This window comes from Leisingera sp. ANG-S5 (assembly GCF_000813925.1).
Taxonomy (GTDB): Bacteria; Pseudomonadota; Alphaproteobacteria; order Rhodobacterales; family Rhodobacteraceae; genus Leisingera.
Window position 1 is genome coordinate 345,006 of sequence record NZ_JWLH01000003.1, and the last position, 19,864, is coordinate 364,869.

Sequence of the window (19,864 nt, forward strand, 5' to 3'; positions counted from 1 at the left end):
CAGCTAAGGTCTCAGGCTGAACATCTATTGCCTGTTGGCGGCTCAGGAGGCCGGTTCATGGCTGGCCCGCCCAGGTTCAGCCGAAACTCAATAACAGGGAGAAACTATGTCACTCGAACAGGGCTTTGACGGCCACTACCCCTATAACGCCGTCGCCAAAGTCGGCCTGTTGAAAGGCGTCCACGCTCGGATGAGCATCGCCTCGAAACTCATGGTCATTGCCTTTGTGTTGTTCACGGTATCCAATGTCGAACTCGCCTCCGGTGTGTTCGACGGGATCAAGCAGTGGATCACCGGCACTCTTAGCTGGTATTACATCCTGATGATCAGCATCTTCCTGCTGTTCAGCATCTGGCTGGCCTTCAGCCGCTACGGCCACATCCGGCTGGGCAAGGACAACGACCGGCCGGAATTCGGAAATTTCTCGTGGTTTGCCATGCTGTTCAGCGCAGGCATGGGCAATGGTGTGCTGTTCTGGAGCATTGCCGAGCCGATGTATCACCTGCAAGGCAACCCGTTCATCGAAATGGCCGGAACTGAGGCGAACTCGGCGCTGGCCGCCAGCACGGCAATGCTGATCACTGCCTTTCACTGGGGCGTCCACGGTTGGGCGGTCTATGTGATTGTTGCATTGTCTCTGGCCTTTTTTGCCTACCGCAAAGGGTTGCCGCTTTCGATGCGGTCCACCCTTTATCCGCTGATCGGCGACCGGATCTACGGGTTCTGGGGCCATGCCGTTGACCTGCTGGCAATCTTTGGCACCATTTTTGGCGTTGCCACCACACTGGGGTTGGGTGTTCAGCAAATGAACACGGGGCTAAACCTGCTTACCGGAATTGCCAATTCAACTACCAATCAGATCATCCTGATTGCTGTAGTGACCGGCATTGCCACGCTTTCGGCCGTCTCGGGCGTGTCCAAAGGTATCCGCATTATCAGTGAATTGAACATGTGGCTGACATTTGCCATCCTTGCCTTCTTCCTCTTTGCCGGCCCGACCGTCTATCTGCTTGGTCAATACGTCAATCTGGTAGGTAACTACGTGCAGAGCTTCGTGCCGATGGGCCTGTGGGTGGACGAAGAGCCGGGGCGGCAATGGCAGGGCTGGTGGAGCGTCTTCTACTGGGGCTGGTGGATAGCCTGGTCGCCGTTTGTCGGCCTGTTCATCGCCCGTGTCTCCAAGGGCAGGACCCTGCGCGAGTTTGTGGTTGCCTTGCTGATCGTCCCACCGCTTGTCACCATGTTCCTGCTGGCCATGTTCGGCGGCAACGCGGTCAGCATCGAATTGCAAGGCGCTGGCGGTATCATCGAAGCGGTTAATGAAAGTCCGACCCTGGCACTTTATGCAACGCTTGAGGGCATGGATGTTGGTCTCTGGGGCACTGCCTTTGCGGCAATCGTCACCTTCCTGATTGCCTCATACTTCATCACCTCGTCGGACTCCGGTACCTTGGTGATCTGCACCATGCTCGCGATGGGCAGCCAGCACCCGCCGCGCCTAGTCCGGATCTTCTGGGGCGTCACCGAAGGCGTTGTCGCCAGCGTGCTGCTGGTCGCAGGGGGACTTGTTGCACTACAAACGGCGTCGATCGCTGCTGCTCTGCCATTCTCCTTTGTGATACTTCTGATGATGATCAGCTTGTATCGGGCTCTGAAGGATGAGCTTCCGCCCAAGTAGCGCAGCCTTTTCAAAGACCCGCACGCCGCATCCCACAGACTGCGGCGTGCAACTTGCGAAGCCGCCTGCAGGACCCCGCTTTTGCTCAGTAACCATTTTTTGAGCCGTGACCATTCTCTCCTGCGGTGCAAGCCGCTGACCGTCTTGCTTAGACGACATATTCTGAAAAACCACTGTTCTGACCCACTGTAAAGCCGCATGCACTTTTAGTGCGGTACCATGCTTGAACTCAGCCCGTGAACAGATGGCATGGCAAGACATTGGTGTTGTTCTCCGTGACTTGCTAGATTTCCACCGCGTCCGCGAATGTCTTCAGGAGAGGGCTGTGAGGGATCTTTCGCGCGTGGTGCATGATCGCACGCGGTGCGCATAAGGTACCATTTGCAAGGTCGGTCTCACTTGGCGTGCCGGATAGCATTGGACGGCCCTTTGCTGCCGTTCGCATTATGCAAAACCAATGACCGCTCCCGGATCAACTCATCAATAGATTTCGCTCTCCAAAGAGCGGTTCACACCGTCCAGCATTGTAGCTGCCCAGTCTCCGAGTACCGCATCACTACCCCAAGAAGCGAGCGGCTCTGTGAAGATCATTAGATGTGGTTTCAGCGAGCCGCTCCAAGAGCTGGGATATATGCGCTGGCGCAAAGCATCACGGAACCGCTTTCTGTCGCCATACAGTTTGGCGAGTTTCTGGAGCGCGGGGTGCCAGGTCCATTTGCCACTCTTCTGTTGGAGTATCGGGAAGAAGGTAAGGAGAAATGTAATGCGACCGTCCGGATCGACCGCAACCCATTCAAGCATCAGTTCGATCGGGATATCGAATAGGGCTCCAGAGCCGATGCGCGAGAGGTCACTTGCGAAGGGCTTGGTAGCGGAAGTGATGGCGTTCATCCGATCACGTTCGACCCGTGTTGCGATCTCGTAAAAGCTTGCGAGTACAGGCCAGACTGCAGCCGGAGCGCGTGGAATTATAGTATCGAGGGCACCGCGTAGCACCTCCGGAGGACCGCGGCGTCTCGATCCTGAGGTTCGGCAGGCAAACACAAGCTGATCGGCAAACCTACGAGCGAAGGTGTCGTCGATCCCGTTAGAGGCGTCGACCAAACGGAGTAACCGATCGTAGGAATGATCGGCCATGGTAGAATTGCCATCTGCTTCTTCGGCGATCGATTGTGAAAGGATCGTGAACTTTACCAGATCGACGATTTTGGGCGGAAGAATCTTCTGGCCGTGTGTATACATGGACAAGATCTCGAGTGCAGCCCATGCTCCTCCGTCAGAGCCACGCTCAACGAGCGCCTCGATAAACGTTGAAAGGGCAGCGTGACCGACTTCCTCGAGGCGACGTCCATAGGAAACCGAGATACTCTGAGCCGGAGTCACTCTGCCGTCTCGAACGTCGTTCGCGAGATTGTTGAGGCGTTCATCAGTGACGCGGAGCGAGTTCACAATATACATCGGATTGGCCGCAAGCACCGCAGATGTCTTGGCGATGTCTTCAAGCTTACCGACGCGATCGGGCCGATGCTGAAGGTGTGAATCGAGAGCAGACAAGAGGGAGGCTACAAAAGTCGCGCCTGCGTGTGTGCCGCTCTCATCCAACGCTGTGACGGCTTGCTTGAACGCATCCAACGGGTCGGGCAATTCGGGGGCTAAGGCAATCGCAAAAGCCTGTGGCGCGTTCATCTCTTCTGTCGCCATGGCGTGGATGGCGCGGTAAAGCTGCTTCGGATTTTTCGCGATCACGGGCGCAAGTTCTCGCACGCGACGCGCCGAATATTCGTAGTCGGGGTCTTCCTGATCCTGGGCGTAGCGTTTCGCGGGATCGTGCAGGTCCGCCCCCCAGAAGCGGCTATGGAGGCGGACCAGATCTACCGGGTCGGTCGGTAGGGTCGCGTCGAACAGCGCTCGCACAGCGAGCGAGAAGTCGTTCGGCTCTTCGGGTCGATCGAAATACAGCCAGTCACCTATCCCGTGAGTGGCGTCGAACCAATGACCAGAGTAGGCAACTACTTCTTTGACGAATATCTCGAGGGTGGGCAAAAGTTCCGGCGAGAGGAGATTGCGGATGTCGCCAACGACATGGTCTTCGATTACCCGGCGCAGTTCGGTGTGCTTGCGCCAAAGTCCGAGCAGGTGCTGGAGAGCCCAGTCGAAATAGGCGTTGATAGTGCCATGATCGGCAGGCACCCATTCCGGGTGATAGGCTTCAGCGCCGATCTGCTCGAACTGTTCTGACCGAGAGACACGGGTCTGGATCATCGCTCCGAGCGCTTCGACACCAACGCGGCGGATACGCGGATCGTCTTCGTCGAGGGCCTGTTCCAGGGCAACACGACGGAGGCGATCATCGGCCTGCGAGCCTGCGAGCGCAACCTGGAAGAGCTGGCGTAACAGCTGCAAGATCGGCTGTGAGCTCTCGAAAGGGGCGACGGCCGCGAGCCGTAGAACCATCTGCGCGGCGGGGCCGAAGCTCTTCTGGCGCGAGGCGAGAAGACGCAGCGCGTCAACGAGTTCTTCAGTGACGTAAATTTCTTCGACATCGGAAAGCGGTACTTGCGCAATCGCCCAATATAGGGATGTCCCTGTGCGATCAGGTTCGACATGAACGAAAGCACTGAGATAGGGCGCGACGTCGGGTTGGACGATGTTTGCGCCAGCGAACCGTGTGCGCAATAGTAAATGGATGGCCTCGCTCAGCGTGCGGGACCGCGCGAGGAAGCGCCAGCGTGAGAGCATGGCGTCTCGGTGATGACACAGCGCGCTATCCAGAAACGCTACCAATGTTGAGGGGCGCAGATAATCGAGGCGGCGCAGCGCGAGGAAGTTAGCGATCGGACGGGGCTGAACGACCATTGCGCCATGATTGCGTTCGACCAGATGCTGCCGAGTGGCGATGACGAGATTCTCGTACATTAGTTCACCCTTCATATGAACCAGCATCTCGGCGAGTTTGTCGAAGGCGGCTGGATCCTCATCGGGCAAAAGGCTGTCGAACAACGAGAGGCATTCGAGCGCCCGCACGGTTTCGCGATCAGTACCGACCGCATCCATGATCTGCTGTGCAACATCGTCGACCGACTTTAGGATCGCTCTTTTCTCGTAGCTCTCGGTGGCGAGTACAGCGATGCGAGGAAACCCGTCGCAAAGGTCCGCGATATAGTCAAGTTCATCGGCCTTGGCCTTGGTTAGCTTGGTCGTAAGGATGCCCCTAATCGTCGTGCGATCGGCCTTGGAGGGCCGAACCATGACGCACTGATCATCATGTTCGAGCCCGTCGGCGCCGATTGTGATGATGCGAAGCTGGCTACCTTCAGTAAGAGCGAGCGCGTTCAGTTCGCGAGCTTTATCGAGCGGGCATCCGTCCACGACAAGAACCGCGGCCGAGCCCTCCTTCACGATCTGGTTCGCTACGTCCCAGAGGCGATCTCCAACCTGGCTAAAGTCGCAGAAAATAAAGTTGGCGGCAGCAAGTCCCTTGAGTAGACCGGTGCCGGTGCGAAGCGCATGATACAGTGCTCGGGTCTTGCCGATTCCTGAGGCACCCCAGATGCGAACAGAAGCCCCAGGCTCTTCCAATTCGACGAAGAGGCGCTCGGCAAGTTGAGAAAACTCGATCGCATCGGCCTCATGGGGGCCGAGCGAGAATTTGCGGTCAGGGCTCTCAATGAACGGTGGCGCAGCGATGTCCGCGCGTTTGCCCCAATGATCGATGGTCGAGAAGCCAGCAAGGTCGATCGCAGCGTGCCGCTGCTTGATCCAGACAGCGACGCCGGGGTGCGCGCTCGCCCATGCGGCGAGCTTATTTCCCTCGTATACATCGACCATCGCGAGATTGGTTGGGTCGCCACCGCCGGTCTTGATACCTTGCTTTATCGCGTTGACGCGATCCGCCGGTTTGTTGCCGACGAGCGCCGTGGTAGTAATGCCGATGTAGCTACCGCCGCGAGCGAGGACATCGCGCACAGTGTCATTTAGAATTTTGGCCGTAACTTTTTTCTTTTGGGTGGGTTTGGTCCAAACCTCTTTTTTCCACTGAGCGTCGCCCGCATCCTTCGCCTTGCATTGAAAGGTGATGTCGCAGCTTGGGAGAAAATTTGTTGATTTTGCGCCACCGGTCCAGGCAATTCTTGCGTCCTGTCCGCCGTCGGCGACGGTGATTTGGAGCGGAACGTCCACGCCTCTCAGTGGAACGTTGGCATTGCGAGCTTCGGCGTAAAGAAGACGGCGCAACAACTCGACGAGCTCGTCTCCAGTGAAGTCTTTGATCTCGTTAGGATGGACTGTAAACATATTGCCTTTCTAATGTGTCTGCATCGTCGGCAAATCGACAAGATGACCTAACAGCAAAGGGTTGGAAGGAATAACGTCGCCGGGGTGGTTGATCTCATGCCAAGGCGTTAGCTTTTAAGCATAGGTTCGTATCAGCAGTCCAATTAAAACGGGCAGAAAAATGAGCTCGTAGGATGAAGAATAATCTGTTTTCAGAAAGTGGTCTCGATCCGCGACAGGCTCTGCTTCGTTCGTGTTGCCGACCTTGGTGGAGAGCGCAGCGAAGGTCCGTTCCCCGCCCTTCCTGGGGGAGAGAAGTAGGTCGGAAGGAAGAAATGGTCGTGTCCGCTTCGGGCTGAGGCTGTGTGAAAACGGGAGCCCGCGATCTCTCTCGTCGAACTCATTTCCGCAAATTATCCAGGGAACCATTCAACTGGACGAGAGATTGCAGACATTTGGAGTTTCCGGCTGAACAAGGGGAACGATCAGAGTTTTCACACAGCCTCCGCTGGTTGCCGCCGTCTGCCGGGGTGTTTGCAACTTGATGTGATGCCCAAGCAAGGTGGTCTAAGCGTTATGCTGCTAGAAGAGCTATTTACGGACGCAGAACCCGAGCATTCGTGAGCTACTCATACATCAGCAGGATTCTCTCGCCGGCTCTGCGTTTAGTTTGTCCATATGGTCACTCCTTCGTACTTTCGCACTTCAAATGGAGCAAACTCGAGTTCGGTCATCTTCTTTGAGACGGTCAGTTTTTTTCTCAATGAGGGGTGACCGCTCTCCATCAAAAGGGCCGTAGGTCACCCCTCATTGCATGCCGCGTAAGCGGCATTCTGTTCAAAAAGACGCAGGCTCTAGCATGTTGGGCTTTTACTGTGGCGATCACTTTGTGAACAAAAACAATGAATGAAGTAGCGCCAGGTATGTTGTTGAATATTAAGTATAAAAAATGGATGTGGGCAAAGTTCAGTTTGTATTTGGCATGGCTGCATCTACTGTTTTGCGCGGCCGACACATGCTTATCTGGGGCTGTCGCCTGGGATGGATTTTGAGACCCGGCTGATCGCACGCCCAAATGCTGCAGCGGTTCTGCGCAAGGAACTGTCGGCGCCGCGCTACAAGGTGGCCGCGATTGCGCTTGGCACCAACACGGACCCCTATCAGCCGTGCGAGCGGGATCTGCGCATTTCGCGCGCCTGCCTGGAGGTGCTGCGCGACTTCAACCACCCGGTGGCCATTGTGACCAAGGGCGCCATGGTGGAGCGGGACCTGGACATCCTGGCGCCGATGGCGGCCAAGGGGCTGGTAAGAGTGGGGATTTCCGTCACCACGCTGGACCCGGATCTGTCCCGCCGGATGGAGCCGCGGGCGCCGCTGCCCGCCCGCCGGCTGGCGGCGATCCGGCGTCTGACGGAGGCCGGGGTGCCGGTGCGGGTGATGACTTCGCCTGTGGTGCCGGGGCTGACGGATCATGAGCTGGAGGCGCTGCTGGCCGCCGGGGCAGAGGCGGGCGCGGATGCTGCCAGCTGGATCATGCTGCGGCTGCCGCGGGAGGTGTCGGAACTGTGGCAGGAATGGCTGTCCGAGCATGAGCCGGGCCGGGCGGCCAAGGTGATGGCGCGGCTGAGGGAAATGCACGGCGGGCGCGATTATGACCCGCGCTGGGGCCACCGGATGCGGGGCGAGGGGCGTTATGCCGAGATGATCGCGCAGCGGTTCAAGGCCGCCTGCAAGCGGCTGGGCCTGCAGGAGCGGACTGGACCGCTGCGCAGCGATCTGTTTGCCCGGCCGCCGCAGCCAGGCGACCAGCTGGCGCTGTTCTGACCGGCTCTTGATCAGCAGGCGCTGCGTTTTTGTGGTATGCTTGGGCCCTTCATGACGGAAAGGAAGGTTCCCAATGACCACTGTTGCTATGAAAGCGCGTGTCACGGGACGCGTGCAAGGCGTGGCCTTCCGCACCTGGGCGCGGGCGGAGGCGCTGCGCCACGGGCTGACGGGCTGGGTCCGCAATGAACCTGATGGATCGGTCCGGGCCTTGCTGATGGGGCCGTCGGACAGCGTCGCGGATATGGTGCGCCACATGGGCCGCGGCCCCGGTGCTGCTTCGGTCAAGGATGTTCTGACGGAACGGACCGATCCGGACCCGGGGATCAGCGGTTTTAGTATCACCGGATAGGCCAGGCCCGCGGGAAAAATTTGGCGCCGCGTTTTAAAAACGCGGCGCCATACGTCATTCCGATGACTGCTGCAGGGTCAGGCGCGGCGGCGTCCGCGGCGTCCGCGGCGCTCGCCGCCAGCGTTCGCATCCTCGCCGGTGCCATCGCTTTCAGAGGTGAAGGGGCCGAGCACCTCGACGATTTTCTCCAGCGCCGGAGCGTCGCCGCGCGGGCGGCTGTCCAGTGCGTCGCGCATGGAGCGCAGATGCGCCGGCATGGTGCCGCAGCAGCCGCCGATGATCTTGGCACCGGAGTCGCGCGCCATCACCGCATATTCACCCATCAGTTCCGGGGTGCCGTCGTAATGGATGTGGCCGTCGACATATTTCGGAATGCCGGCGTTGCCCTTGGAAATAATCGGGCGTTCAGTGCCTTGTGCGGCGAAGCCGAGCACGGTGCGCAGGATGTCGGAGGCGCCGGTGCCGCAGTTGGCGCCAAAGGCCAGAGGCGCATTTTCGAACTCTTCCACCAGCTGCGCCAGGTCTGAGGAGGTCACCCCCATCATGGTGCGGCCCGCGGTGTCAAAGCTCATGGTGCCGCACCAGGGCATGTCCGCCAGCTTGAAAGCCTCCGCTGCGGCGCGGAATTCTTCCGGGGCGGAAATGGTTTCCAGCCACAGCACATCGGCGCCGCCTTCCTTGAGGGCATCGGCCTGCTCGTGGAACATCTCAACCGCCAGGGCGTGGGACATCTCGCCGACCGGTTCGAAGATTTCGCCGGTTGGGCCGACGGAGCCGGCAACGGCGATCTTGCGCTCTGCCTTATCGGCAACCTCGCGGCCCAGTTCGGCGGCGATGCGGTTCAGCTCGCGCACCCGGCCCTGCGCGTCATGCAGTTTCAGGCGCGCGGCGGTGCCGCCAAAGCTGTTGGTCAGGAACAGGTCGCTGCCGGCATCCACCGATCCCTGGTAAAGCGCCAGGATTTTCTTGGGTTCATCGACGTTCCACAGCTCTGGCGCGTCGCCGGACTGCAGGCCCATGGCGAACAGGTTGGTGCCGGTCGCGCCATCCGCCAGCAGCACGTCTTTTGTTTCCAGAAGCTGTTTGAAAGTGTTTGTCATCGGTTGAGTCCCGTGTCAGCAGGCCGCCCCGGCGGACCGGGCGGCAAATTGGTCTGCTTCCCCTGTCTCACGCCGGGCGGGCAAGGGCAATTTCATTTTCTTCATCTTCATTATGAGAGTGCTGCCCGGCTGCCGCAAAGCCGCAGGCACAGGGGCGAATGCGGCGTGGCGCCACGAATTTCGCAACACACCGCGCGGAAAGTTCCGCAGGGGCAGTAAAGAAAATGGCGGAAACAGCCGTTGGCAGGCTTCAGTCTGCCTCGCTCAGGATTTGGTCCTTGGCCTGCGGCAGCAGTTCCGCGCGTTTCGCCCGGATTTCATCGGCAGAGGCTTTTCCTTCCAGCTCGCCTTCCAATTTGCGCACCACGTCCTCGTGGCCGGCTTCTTCCAGATCGGCTGCAACAACCGTTCCGGCAAAGGCATCAGCATCCTTGCCGCTCAGCCCCAGAAGGTTTGCGGCCCACAGGCCCAGCAGCTTGTTGCAGCGCGCCTGCGCATTGAACTGCATCTCCTCATCATGCGCGAACTTCGCTTCAAAGGCCTGCTCACGCTCGTCAAATGTCGTCATATCGCGTCCTCGTTTAACCTGTTGCACCCCTCTGTATGATAGGAGCATGATCCCGGTGCAGGGCAAGAAAAAACTGTTCCTTGCAAGGCCCTTGTGCTGCGGTGGGCAAGGTTCCGGGGGCTGCGCTGCGTCCCCGGGGGAAGGGAACGTCTTTCTGCGGGCAGGGGCGGCGTTCATCTCAGCCGTGCAGCACGCTTGCGGCTGAGGCCCCCTTGCACTATGAGAGCGGCACATCGCAGGGCCGGATTCCCGGCATTGACCCGAAAGGTTCCCAATGGCGCGTCGCAAGAAGATTTACGAAGGCAAGGCCAAGACTTTGTATGAGGGCCCCGAGCCCGGCACCATCGTGCAGTACTTCAAGGATGACGCCACCGCCTTCAACGCTGAAAAACACGACGTGATCGAGGGCAAGGGTGTCCTGAACAACATCCTGAGCGAGTTCTTCATGCTGGGGCTGGCGCAGATCGGCGTGCCGACCCATTTCCTGAAGCGCCTCAACATGCGCGAGCAGCTGGTGCGCAGCTGCGAAATCATTCCGCTGGAAGTGATCGTGCGCAACTATGCGGCCGGCTCGATCTCCAAGCGCCTGGGCATTGACGAGGGCACCCAGCTGCCGCGCCCAGTGGTGGAATACTGCTACAAGGACGACGCCCTGGGCGATCCGCTGGTCACCGAAGAGCACATCGCCGCCTTTGGCTGGGCCAGCCAGCAGGACATGGACGACATCCTGAGCCTGGCGCTGCGCGTGAACGACTTCCTGTCCGGTGTATTCCTGGCTGTGGGCATCCGTTTGGTCGACTTCAAGATCGAGATCGGCCGGATTTACGAGGGCGACTTCCAGCGCCTGGTGATCGCCGATGAGATCAGCCCGGACAGCTGCCGCCTGTGGGACATCAACACCGGCCAGAAGCTGGACAAGGATGTGTTCCGCCGCGATCTGGGCAGCCTGACCGACGCCTACAGCGAAGTGGCACGCCGCCTGGGCGTGATGCCGAACAATCCGCCCGCGCCGGGCAAGCCGACGCTGGTGAACTGAAATAGGGACCCGCAGCGCCTGCCGCGCTGCGGGTCTTTGAGTATTTTTGGAAAGATGAAGCCCGGCAGGGCTTCGCCATCGAAAACCTGAGGGATGATGCGATGAAGGCACGGGTGCATGTGATGCTGAAGAACGGGGTTCTGGATCCGCAGGGCGAGGCTGTGCGCCACGCGCTTGGCGCTCTGGGCTTTGACAAGGTCGAAGGCGTGCGTCAGGGCAAGGTGATTGACCTGGATCTGGCCGAAGGCGCCACCGAGGCCGATGTGACCGCGATGTGCGAGAAGCTGCTGGCCAACACCGTGATCGAATCCTACAGCATCGAGATGGCCTGATGAAGGCGGCGGTAGTAGTCTTCCCGGGTTCGAACTGCGACCGCGATCTGGCGGTGGCGTTTGAACAGGCCGGTTTCGACGTGTCGATGGTCTGGCACAAGGACAGCGCGCTGCCCGAGGGCGTGGACATCGTCGGCGTGCCGGGCGGTTTTTCCTATGGCGATTACCTGCGCTGCGGCGCCATCGCGGCGCAATCGCCGATCTGCAAGGCGGTGATCGCGCACGCGGACCGCGGCGGCTATGCCATCGGCGTTTGCAACGGCTTTCAGATCCTGACCGAAACCGGCGTTCTGCCGGGCGCACTGCTGCGCAATGCGGGGCTGAAGTACATCTGCCGCACCGTGAACCTGAAGGTGACAACGTCCGAGAGCGTCTTTACCCAAGGTTACAACGCCGGTGATGTGATCGGCGTGCCGATTGCCCACCACGACGGCAACTACTTTGCCGATGCGGACACGGTGAAGGCACTGCAGGACCAGGACCGGGTGGCCTTTACCTATGAGGACAACCCCAACGGGTCTGTTGCGGATATCGCGGGCATTCTGTCGGAAAACCGCCGTGTTCTCGGCATGATGCCGCACCCGGAACGGGCGGCGGACGAGGGCCATGGCGGCACCGACGGCGCGGCAGTCTTCCGCGCATTGGCGGGAATGGTCACCGCTGCGTGACTTGAGGATAAGCGGCGGCGGTCATAGGGTAAGTCTATGACCGCGCCGCGAAATGATTTGAGCAAACCCGAACCCAGAACGCGTTCCCGCACGATTTCCTGGCGGGCGCGGCTGGCGCTTGTGCTGTTCATGGCGGTGGCGGCTGTCACGGTCTGGACCACCAATCGGGCGCTGACCCACCGGTTCACCGAAAGCACCCGCAACCGGGCAGAGCTGCGGCTGGCGCTTTATTCCGGCAACCTGCTGAGCGAGCTGCGCCAGCATGCCATCGTGCCGCAGCTGCTGGCCCGCGACCAGACGCTGATCTCGGCGTTGCAATCCAGCGACTTCTCCCTGTCCACCCAGCGGCTGATATCCTTTGTTGACGAAATCGGGGCCGCCTCGATCATGCTGCTGGCGCAGGACGGGCGCACAGTGGCGGCCACCGACCGCAACCGGCTGGGAGAGAGTCACCGCAACGCGGCCTATTTTGTCGATGCGGTGCGCGCCAAGTCGACGGTGTTCTCGGTGATCCCGCGCGAGGTGGGCGGCTACCGCTTTACGTATTCGCGGCGGATAATCGACGCGACCGGCGTGCTGGGTGCAATTGTGGTCGAGGTCGACCTGCAGAAATTCGAACGCGCCTGGGCGGGGATTTCAGACGCGGTGCTGGTCACCGACAGCACCGGCAACATCATCCTTGCAACCGAGGCACGCTGGCGCGGCCTGAAAGAAACCGACGCGCTGACCCTGCAGACGCCGGAGGGGGCCATTCAGCGGGCGATCCGTGCCACCACTGACTGGACGGCGCTGCCGCCCGATGCCTACCTGCAGGGCGAGGCGGTGATGCGGCTGGAAACGCGGGTGCCGTTTCAGGGCTGGCGCATGGCGACCTTCACCACCTATTCCTCTGTCCGCGAGCGGGTGAATGCGGTGCTGGCGCTGGAGATTATGGGATTCGCCATCCTTCTGGCACTGGCGTTCTACTTTCTCAGCCGCAAGACCGCGCTGCGGATGGCGCTCTTTCAGCGCGAGTCGGCAGAGCTTCGCGTATTGAACGCTCGCCTGCAGCGGGAAATTGCCGAGCGGGAACGCATGCAAAAGACCCTTGCTGTGGCCGAGCAGAGCCTGGCGCAAAGCTCCAAACTGGCCGCCTTGGGCGAGATGTCCGCGGCTGTCAGCCACGAGCTGAACCAGCCGCTGGCGGCAATGAAAACCTATCTGGCCGGCGCCCGGCTGCTGCTGAACCGGAACCGCCCGGACGAGGCGCTGGCCTCCTTCGGGCGCATTGATGATCTGATCGAGCGGATGGGCGCGATCACGCGCCAGCTCAAGTCGTATGCGCGCAAGGGCGGCGATGCGTTCAGCCCTGTAAACTTGGGTGATGCGCTGGCTTCCAGCCTGTCGATGATGGAGCCGCAGCTGCGCCAGCGGCATGTGAAAATAACCCGCATCCTGCCGGAAGAACCTGTTATGGTGATGGGCGACCGGATGCGGCTGGAGCAGGTGATGGTCAACCTCTTGCGCAATGCGCTGGACGCCACCAAATCAGTGGCCGACCCGGAGGTGGAGATCCTGCTGGCGGCGGGTGAGACGGCAACCTTGTCGGTGCGTGACAATGGGATGGGTATCAAGGACTTCGACAACCTGTTTGAACCTTTTTACACCACCAAGCAGCCCGGCGACGGGGTTGGATTGGGGCTTGCCATCTCCTCGGGGATCGTCAACGACCTTGGGGGACGGCTGACCGCCCGCAACGGGCAGAACGGCGGGGCGGTCTTTGAAATGCAATTGCCGGTCCTGGTGGACGGTATCGAAGCTGCCGAATAGGCGGCGCGGAGTGATTAGGAGTGAACGCGCATGGCCCAGGCTATGAAAATCGCGATCGTGGACGACGAACAGGATATGCGGCAGTCGATCAGCCAGTGGCTGGCACTGTCAGGCTATGACACGGAGACCTTCTCCAGCGCGGAAGAGGCGCTCAAGGTCCTGGGGCCGGATTACCCGGGCATCGTGATCTCTGACATCAAGATGCCGGGCATGGACGGGATGCAGTTCCTGAAGAAGCTGATGGGCAGCGACAGCGCTTTGCCGGTGATCATGATCACCGGCCACGGTGACGTGCCGATGGCGGTGGAGGCGATGCGCGTCGGCGCTTTCGATTTCCTGGAAAAGCCCTTCAACCCTGACCGCATGTCGGAGCTGGCCAAGCGCGCAACCGGCGCCCGCCGCCTGACGCTCGACAACCGTGCGCTGCGCCGCGAATTGTCCGACGGCGGCCAGATCATGAAAAAGCTGATCGGCCAAAGCCCGGTGATGGAGCGCCTGCGCGAAGATATTCTGGATCTGGGACAGGCTGACGGCCATGTGCTGATCGACGGCGAGACCGGCACCGGCAAGACGCTGGTGGCCCACGCGCTGCACGCGGTTGGCAGCCGGGCAGGCAAGAAGTTCGTGCTGATTTCCTGTGCCGCACTGGAGGAAGAGGCGCTGGCCAAGCGCCTGTTCGGCCCGATGCTGCCGGAAGACAGCATGCTGCCCGCAGTCGAGGAAGCCCGCGGCGGCACGCTGGTGCTGGAAGACATCGACGCGCTGTCGGAAACCCTGCAGGCCAAGCTGCTGAGTGTAATCAACGAACAGGGCACCCCGGCTGAAACCCGGATTGTCGCGATCTCCAACCTGCAGGAAGCGGGCAAGACCTGCGAAGATGCGCTGCGCCCGGATCTGTTCTACCGGCTGGCGGCGTTGCGCATCACCGTGCCGCCGCTGCGCCAGCGGGGTGAGGATATCCTGACCCTGTTCACCCGACTCAGCGAGCAGTTTTCCGAGGAATACGGCTGCGATGCGCCGCAGGTGAGCGCCCAGGAGGCCGCGCAGCTGCTGCAGGCGCCCTGGCCGGGCAACGTGCGCCAGCTGATCAACATCGCCGAACGTGCGGTGCTGCAGTCGCGCCGCGGCTCCGGCACCATCGCATCGCTCCTGATGTCCGATCACGAGGAGATGCAGCCGGTGATGACCACCGAGGGCAAGCCGCTGAAGGAATATGTGGAAGCGTTTGAGCGGATGCTGATCGACAACACCATGCGCCGCCACAAGGGCTCGATCGCCAGCGTGATGGATGAGCTGTGCCTGCCGCGCCGGACCCTGAACGAGAAAATGGCGAAATACGGCCTGCAGCGCTCGGATTATCTGGCCTGAACTGGCAGCAGCCGTTTCCCGGGGCGGGAAACGTCCCGGAAAACACGTGCTTTCCGAGCTGGAATTCGTGCCGAATTCAGCGGCTCCGCGGGAAAACTAACCTGAAATTAACGGCTTGCCTGATAGGGGCAGGCCGTTTGCATTTTCAGGCCCCGTGGTGACGAATGTCCATTGTCATTACCTATCCACAGGCCTTATGCTGGCGCAACGGGCTGGAAACCGGCATTTGGTTCCGCCCGTTCTGATGAGTTTCGCTGGCTTCAGCTTTTGTCCGGCAAGATCCGAGAAAGCTGCAGCCAGACCGATTGGCCCCCTTGACCCAAGGGGGCAGTTTAGCGCCCAAGCCGGAAATCAAGCCGGTGCAGGGATAACAAGGCAGGCACGGGCACACCCCGTCTGCCGGAGAAGAACCGCGATGACGCGCGCGAGAGCGAAGAGCACTGAGGCAGGAAGGCCGGGCACAGCCCCCGGGACCACCTGCTGCACCGCGCCGTCCATTATCGCCCTGACAAGACACCACCCGAAACGCGCGCGGCCGCCTGGAAGCAGGAGGCTTGCGGGCGCACAGGGCAGGTGCACCAAGGACCCATGGCTAAGAAGATGCTTATTGACGCCACCCACGCGGAAGAGACCCGCGTTGTGGTGGTCGATGGAAACAAGGTTGAGGAATTTGACTTTGAATCCGAAAACAAACGCCAGCTTGCTGGCAACATCTACCTCGCAAAAGTAACCCGCGTAGAACCGTCCCTGCAGGCGGCCTTTGTGGACTATGGCGGAAACCGCCATGGTTTCTTGGCGTTTTCCGAGATTCACCCGGATTACTACCAGATCCCCGTCGCGGACCGTGAGGCCCTGATGGAGGAAGAGCGCGCCTATGCCGAGGCGATGCGCGCCCGTGATGAGGACGAGGAAGAGAAACCGGCCAAGCCCAAGCGCTCGCGCCGTTCCAAATCCTCTGCCAAGGCAGCCAAGGCATCGTCCAAGGATGCGGTGGAAACCAAAGAGGTCGAGGCCACTGAACCGGCGGCTGGCGAAATCGCCGGCATGGAAACCATTGACCTGACCGACAGCACTGAGGCTGCGGACGTCCCGGCAGAGCTGGCCGAGGTGCCGGAAGGTTCCTCGCCGATGGAGCGTGTCGCCGAGACCCCGGTTGAAGAACCGGAAGAAGGTGAGGCTGCTGAAACCGCGCCAGCAGCGGAAGCGGAAGAGCCTGCTGCCGCAGCGGTTGAAACTGCTGAAGACGTTCCGGCTGAAGAAGCCACAGCTGAGGCAAGCGAAGAAAGCGGCTCCGAAACAGAGGCCGAAACCGCCTCTGCGGATGCTGAAACGTCTGCCGAGGAAGCCAAGGGCGCTGCTGACAGCGACGAGGATGGCGACGACGACGGTGAAACCAGCCGCGCTGATGCCACCTCGAAGGACGAAAGCATCGAGTCGGTTGCCGACGAGGACGACAGCGAGGACATCCGTCCGCCGCGCAAACCGCGTCCGCGCCGCTACAAGATCCAGGAAGTGATCAAGGTGCGCCAGGTACTGCTGGTGCAGGTCGTCAAAGAAGAGCGCGGCAACAAGGGCGCAGCGCTGACCACCTATTTGTCGCTGGCCGGCCGCTACTGCGTGCTGATGCCCAACACCGCCCGCGGCGGCGGCATCTCCCGCAAGATCACCAACGCAGCCGACCGCAAGAAACTGAAGGACATTGCAACCGAACTGGACGTGCCGACCGGCGCGGGCCTGATCGTGCGCACCGCCGGTGCCAAGCGTACCAAGTCCGAGATCAAGCGCGACTATGAATACCTGCAGCGCCTGTGGGAGCAGATCCGCGAGCTGACGCTGAAATCCATCGCGCCGGCCAAGATCTATGAAGAAGGCGACCTGATCAAACGCTCGATCCGCGACCTCTACAGCCGCGAGATCGACGAGGTTCTGGTGGAAGGCGACCGCGGCTACCGCATCGCCAAGGACTTCATGAAGATGATCATGCCGTCCCATGCCAAGAACGTGAAGCACTACCAGGACGGGCTGCCGCTGTTTGCGCGCTTCCAGGTGGAAAGCTATCTGGCGGGTATGTTCAACCCAACGGTTCAGCTGAAGTCCGGCGGCTACATCGTGATCGGCGTGACCGAGGCGCTGGTGGCGATCGACGTGAACTCCGGCCGCGCCACCAAGGAAGGCTCGATCGAGGAAACCGCGCTCAAGACCAACCTGGAGGCCGCCGAAGAGGTGGCCCGCCAGCTGCGCCTGCGTGACCTCGCCGGCCTGATCGTCATCGACTTCATCGACATGGACGAGCGTAAGAACAACGCCGCCGTCGAAAAGCGCATGAAGGACAAGCTGAAGACCGATCGCGCCCGTATCCAGGTGGGCCGGATCTCCGGATTTGGCCTGATGGAAATGTCGCGTCAGCGCCTGCGCCCCGGCATGATCGAGGCAACCACCGCGCCGTGCCCGCATTGCCATGGCACCGGCCTGATCCGCTCCGACGATTCGATGGCGCTGTCGATCCTGCGCCAGATCGAGGAAGAGGGCACCCGCCGCCGTTCGCGCGAAGTTCTGGTGCGCTGCCCGGTCTCCATCGCCAACTTCCTGATGAACCAGAAGCGCGAGCACATCGCCCAGATCGAGGCGCGGTATGGCCTGTCCGTGCGCATCGAAGGCGACGCGCATCTGGTCAGCCCGGACTTTGTGCTGGAGAAGTTCAAGACCGCGTCGCGTACCGTTCCGGCGGCAACTGCACCTGTGGTTTCTGTGGATACTTCGATCATGGATCAGGTGGACGCGGAAGAGACCAAGCAGGACGAGGAAGAGAGTGCTGCTGTGTCCGAAGCGGAAGCGCCTGAAGACACATCTCAGGATGACAAGCCCAAGCGCAAGCGCCGCCGCCGCCGCCGCCGGAAGGGCGGCAATGGCGAGCAGTCTCAGAATGGCGAGACCGGCGAGACCGGTGAAGAGGCATCCGAGGATCAGGAGCAGCCCAAGGAAGAGGCCGCAGAGGCATCTGAGGCTGCTGTTGAAGGCGAGGAAGCCCCGGCGGAAGAGGTGAAGGAGAAGAAGCGCTCCCGTACCCGCACCCGTTCGCGCAAGCCGAAGACCAAACCCGCAGAGGCGGAAACCACGGCAGGTGAGGAAGCCGCTGCTGACGCTGCAGAGGCCCCGACGGAAGCTGCAGAGGATGCTGTTGCGGCTGTCGAAACTGCCGGTGCTGGTGAAGCAGCCGCGCAGGAAGCAGAAGCTCCGGTGGCGGAAACCGCAGAAGAGGCTCCGGCGGAAGCTGAAGCCGCCCCTGCCGAAGAAGCCGCTGCTGAGGCGGAAGAGGCTGCTGCAGAGACTGTTGGCGGCACACCAGAGGAAGCCGTTTCTGAAGAAGCTGAGGCTGAGCCTGCGGCAGAAGAACCTGTTGCGGAAGAACCCGCTGCGGAAGAGGCAGTAACGGAGGAAACCGAAGCTGCCGAGCCTGCGCCAGCGGTCGAAGAAAAACAGCCTGAGCCTGCCATGGCCGGTGCTGAGGCGGCGCCGGAACCGGCATCACCGCCCAAGCCCAAACGCCGCGGCTGGTGGTCGATGGGCAGCTGAAGCCGGCATATGATTCTGGGGAAGGCAGGCCGTTTGGCCTGCCTTTCTTTTTGTGCGCTCTATTGATTGCGGCAGCCGTTTTCCGGCGCGGAAAACGACCCGGAAAACACGCGTTTTCCGAGCCGGAATTCGGGCGGAATTCCGGTTCCTTCGGTTAAAAGTCTCAACTCTCTCCGGGGTTAGCCGCCCTTGCGGATCAAATAGATCTGGTGGCCGGTGCCGGTGCTGTGGCCAAGAAATTCATGACCCGCCTCATTGCAGAAATGCGGCACGTCAATCACGGCTGCAGGGTCATCCGCCAGCAGTTCCAGAATCTGGCCGGGCTGCAGCGATTTCAGCCGCTTGCGGGCCTTCAGGACGGGCAGGGGGCAAAGCAGCCCGATTGCGTCAACGGTCTCTTTGATCTCGGTCATGGTGTGCAGATAAGCGGGATGTTTCATGCTGTCCACAAGGATGTGACCAGCCGTCCCCGTGACGTTGGTCCGCGGCTGGCATAAGTGTTGGAACATGTTTGGAATCGAGATCATCGACGCAGGGCTGCTCCCTGCCATGCTGGTGGCGCTGCTGGGCGGCGTGATCAGTTTCCTGTCGCCCTGCGTGCTGCCGATTGTGCCGCCTTACCTGGCCTATATGAGCGGTGTCACCATCGGCGAAATGCAGGGCACTGTCGCCGCGCGCCGCAAGGCAATCATCGCCGCGCTGTTCTTTGTTCTCGGGCTGTCCACGGTGTTTCTGCTGCTCGGTTTCACCGCCTCAGCTTTTGGCGCGTTTGTGCTGAAAAATCAGGAGCTTTTCGCGCAGGTCTCAGGCGTCGTTGTGATCGTGTTCGGCCTGCATTTCCTGTCGGTATTCCGCATCCCCCTGCTGGACCGCGAGGCGCGGATGGAAGCGGGCGAGTCGGGTGGTTCCGCGCTCGGCGCCTATGTTCTGGGTCTGGCCTTTGCCTTTGGCTGGACGCCCTGCATCGGCCCGCAATTGGGGGCGATCCTGTCGCTGGCGGCATCGGAAGCCTCGGTCAGCCGCGGCACCATCCTGCTGGGCGTTTATGCCGCGGGGCTGGGGGTGCCCTTCCTGCTGGCGGCGATGTTCCTCAACCGGTCGATGACACTGATGAACAAAATGAAGCGCCACATGGGGCTGATCGAAAAAGTGATGGGCGGACTGCTGCTGTTTGTCGGCATCATGCTGGTCACCGGCTTGTTCACCACCTTCTCCTGGTGGCTGCTGGAAACGTTCCCGGCGCTGGCAGCACTGGGCTGAGACCAAACGATGCGAGGGGCCTTC

General features: G+C 60.9%; 13 protein-coding genes and 1 pseudogene. 10 read left to right on the forward strand and 4 right to left on the reverse strand.

Features of this window, described 5'->3' with window-relative positions:
* Positions 1–106 precede the first annotated feature (106 nt).
* A complete protein-coding gene (locus RA25_RS06430; RefSeq protein ID WP_052254182.1) occupies positions 107–1,678 on the forward strand; it encodes a BCCT family transporter in 1,572 nt (523 codons plus the stop codon).
* A gap of 480 nt (positions 1,679–2,158) precedes the next feature.
* On the opposite strand, the gene RA25_RS06435 is transcribed toward RA25_RS06430, so the two are convergent.
* Positions 2,159–5,971 carry a hypothetical protein gene (locus RA25_RS06435; protein ID WP_039170841.1) on the reverse strand — a complete coding sequence of 1,271 codons (3,813 nt, stop codon included), beginning with the start codon at positions 5,969–5,971 and terminating at the stop codon, positions 2,159–2,161.
* Positions 5,972–6,931: 960 nt separating this feature from the next.
* Here RA25_RS06435 and RA25_RS06440 point away from each other — a divergent pair.
* Together RA25_RS06440 and RA25_RS06445 are read left to right on the forward strand one after the other, a co-directional pair.
* Positions 6,932–7,774, forward strand: a pseudogene (locus RA25_RS06440) (PA0069 family radical SAM protein); the annotation flags it as partial.
* A gap of 73 nt (positions 7,775–7,847) precedes the next feature.
* The gene (locus tag RA25_RS06445; protein ID WP_019297456.1) at positions 7,848–8,126 is read left to right on the forward strand and encodes an acylphosphatase; all 279 of its coding nucleotides are present in this window, start codon (positions 7,848–7,850) and stop codon (positions 8,124–8,126) included.
* A 77-nt stretch (positions 8,127–8,203) separates the two neighbouring features.
* On the opposite strand, the gene bmt is transcribed toward RA25_RS06445, so the two are convergent.
* Both bmt and RA25_RS06455 read right to left on the reverse strand, forming a co-directional pair.
* Positions 8,204–9,226 (reverse strand): betaine--homocysteine S-methyltransferase, encoded by a 1,023-nt coding sequence (gene bmt, locus RA25_RS06450; protein WP_039145682.1) that lies wholly within the window; start codon positions 9,224–9,226, stop codon positions 8,204–8,206.
* Between the two features lie 250 nt (positions 9,227–9,476).
* A complete protein-coding gene (locus RA25_RS06455; protein ID WP_039170843.1) occupies positions 9,477–9,794 on the reverse strand; it encodes a DUF1476 domain-containing protein in 318 nt (105 codons plus the stop codon).
* 274 nt (positions 9,795–10,068) lie between these two features.
* Between RA25_RS06455 and purC the strand changes: the two genes are divergently transcribed.
* The 6 genes from purC (at position 10,069) to RA25_RS06485 (ending at position 18,580) form a co-directional block, all read left to right on the forward strand.
* The gene (purC, locus tag RA25_RS06460; protein WP_039145684.1) at positions 10,069–10,830 is read left to right on the forward strand and encodes a phosphoribosylaminoimidazolesuccinocarboxamide synthase; all 762 of its coding nucleotides are present in this window, start codon (positions 10,069–10,071) and stop codon (positions 10,828–10,830) included.
* Between the two features lie 101 nt (positions 10,831–10,931).
* Positions 10,932–11,162 (forward strand): phosphoribosylformylglycinamidine synthase subunit PurS, encoded by a 231-nt coding sequence (gene purS, locus RA25_RS06465; protein WP_019297460.1) that lies wholly within the window; start codon positions 10,932–10,934, stop codon positions 11,160–11,162.
* Entirely contained in the window at positions 11,162–11,830 is a 669-nt protein-coding gene (gene purQ / locus RA25_RS06470) for a phosphoribosylformylglycinamidine synthase subunit PurQ (protein WP_039170846.1), read from the forward strand. Before purS ends, purQ begins: the two co-directional genes overlap by 1 nt.
* A gap of 36 nt (positions 11,831–11,866) precedes the next feature.
* Complete coding sequence (locus RA25_RS06475; RefSeq protein WP_019297462.1) at positions 11,867–13,639, forward strand: ATP-binding protein; 1,773 nt, start codon at positions 11,867–11,869, stop codon at positions 13,637–13,639.
* A gap of 30 nt (positions 13,640–13,669) precedes the next feature.
* On the forward strand, positions 13,670–15,007 hold the full coding sequence (locus RA25_RS06480; protein WP_019297463.1) for a sigma-54-dependent transcriptional regulator: 1,338 nt from the start codon (positions 13,670–13,672) through the stop codon (positions 15,005–15,007).
* 588 nt (positions 15,008–15,595) lie between these two features.
* On the forward strand, positions 15,596–18,580 hold the full coding sequence (locus tag RA25_RS06485) for an Rne/Rng family ribonuclease (RefSeq protein ID WP_039170849.1): 2,985 nt from the start codon (positions 15,596–15,598) through the stop codon (positions 18,578–18,580).
* A 179-nt stretch (positions 18,581–18,759) separates the two neighbouring features.
* Here RA25_RS06485 and RA25_RS06490 read toward each other — a convergent pair whose 3' ends face one another.
* The gene (locus RA25_RS06490) at positions 18,760–18,993 is read right to left on the reverse strand and encodes a sulfurtransferase TusA family protein (RefSeq protein WP_029204941.1); all 234 of its coding nucleotides are present in this window, start codon (positions 18,991–18,993) and stop codon (positions 18,760–18,762) included.
* Positions 18,994–19,087: 94 nt separating this feature from the next.
* Here RA25_RS06490 and RA25_RS06495 point away from each other — a divergent pair, with 94 nt between their 5' ends.
* Positions 19,088–19,840, forward strand: a complete 753-nt coding sequence (locus tag RA25_RS06495) for a cytochrome c biogenesis CcdA family protein (RefSeq protein ID WP_019297466.1) — start codon at positions 19,088–19,090, stop codon at positions 19,838–19,840.
* Positions 19,841–19,864 lie beyond the last annotated feature (24 nt).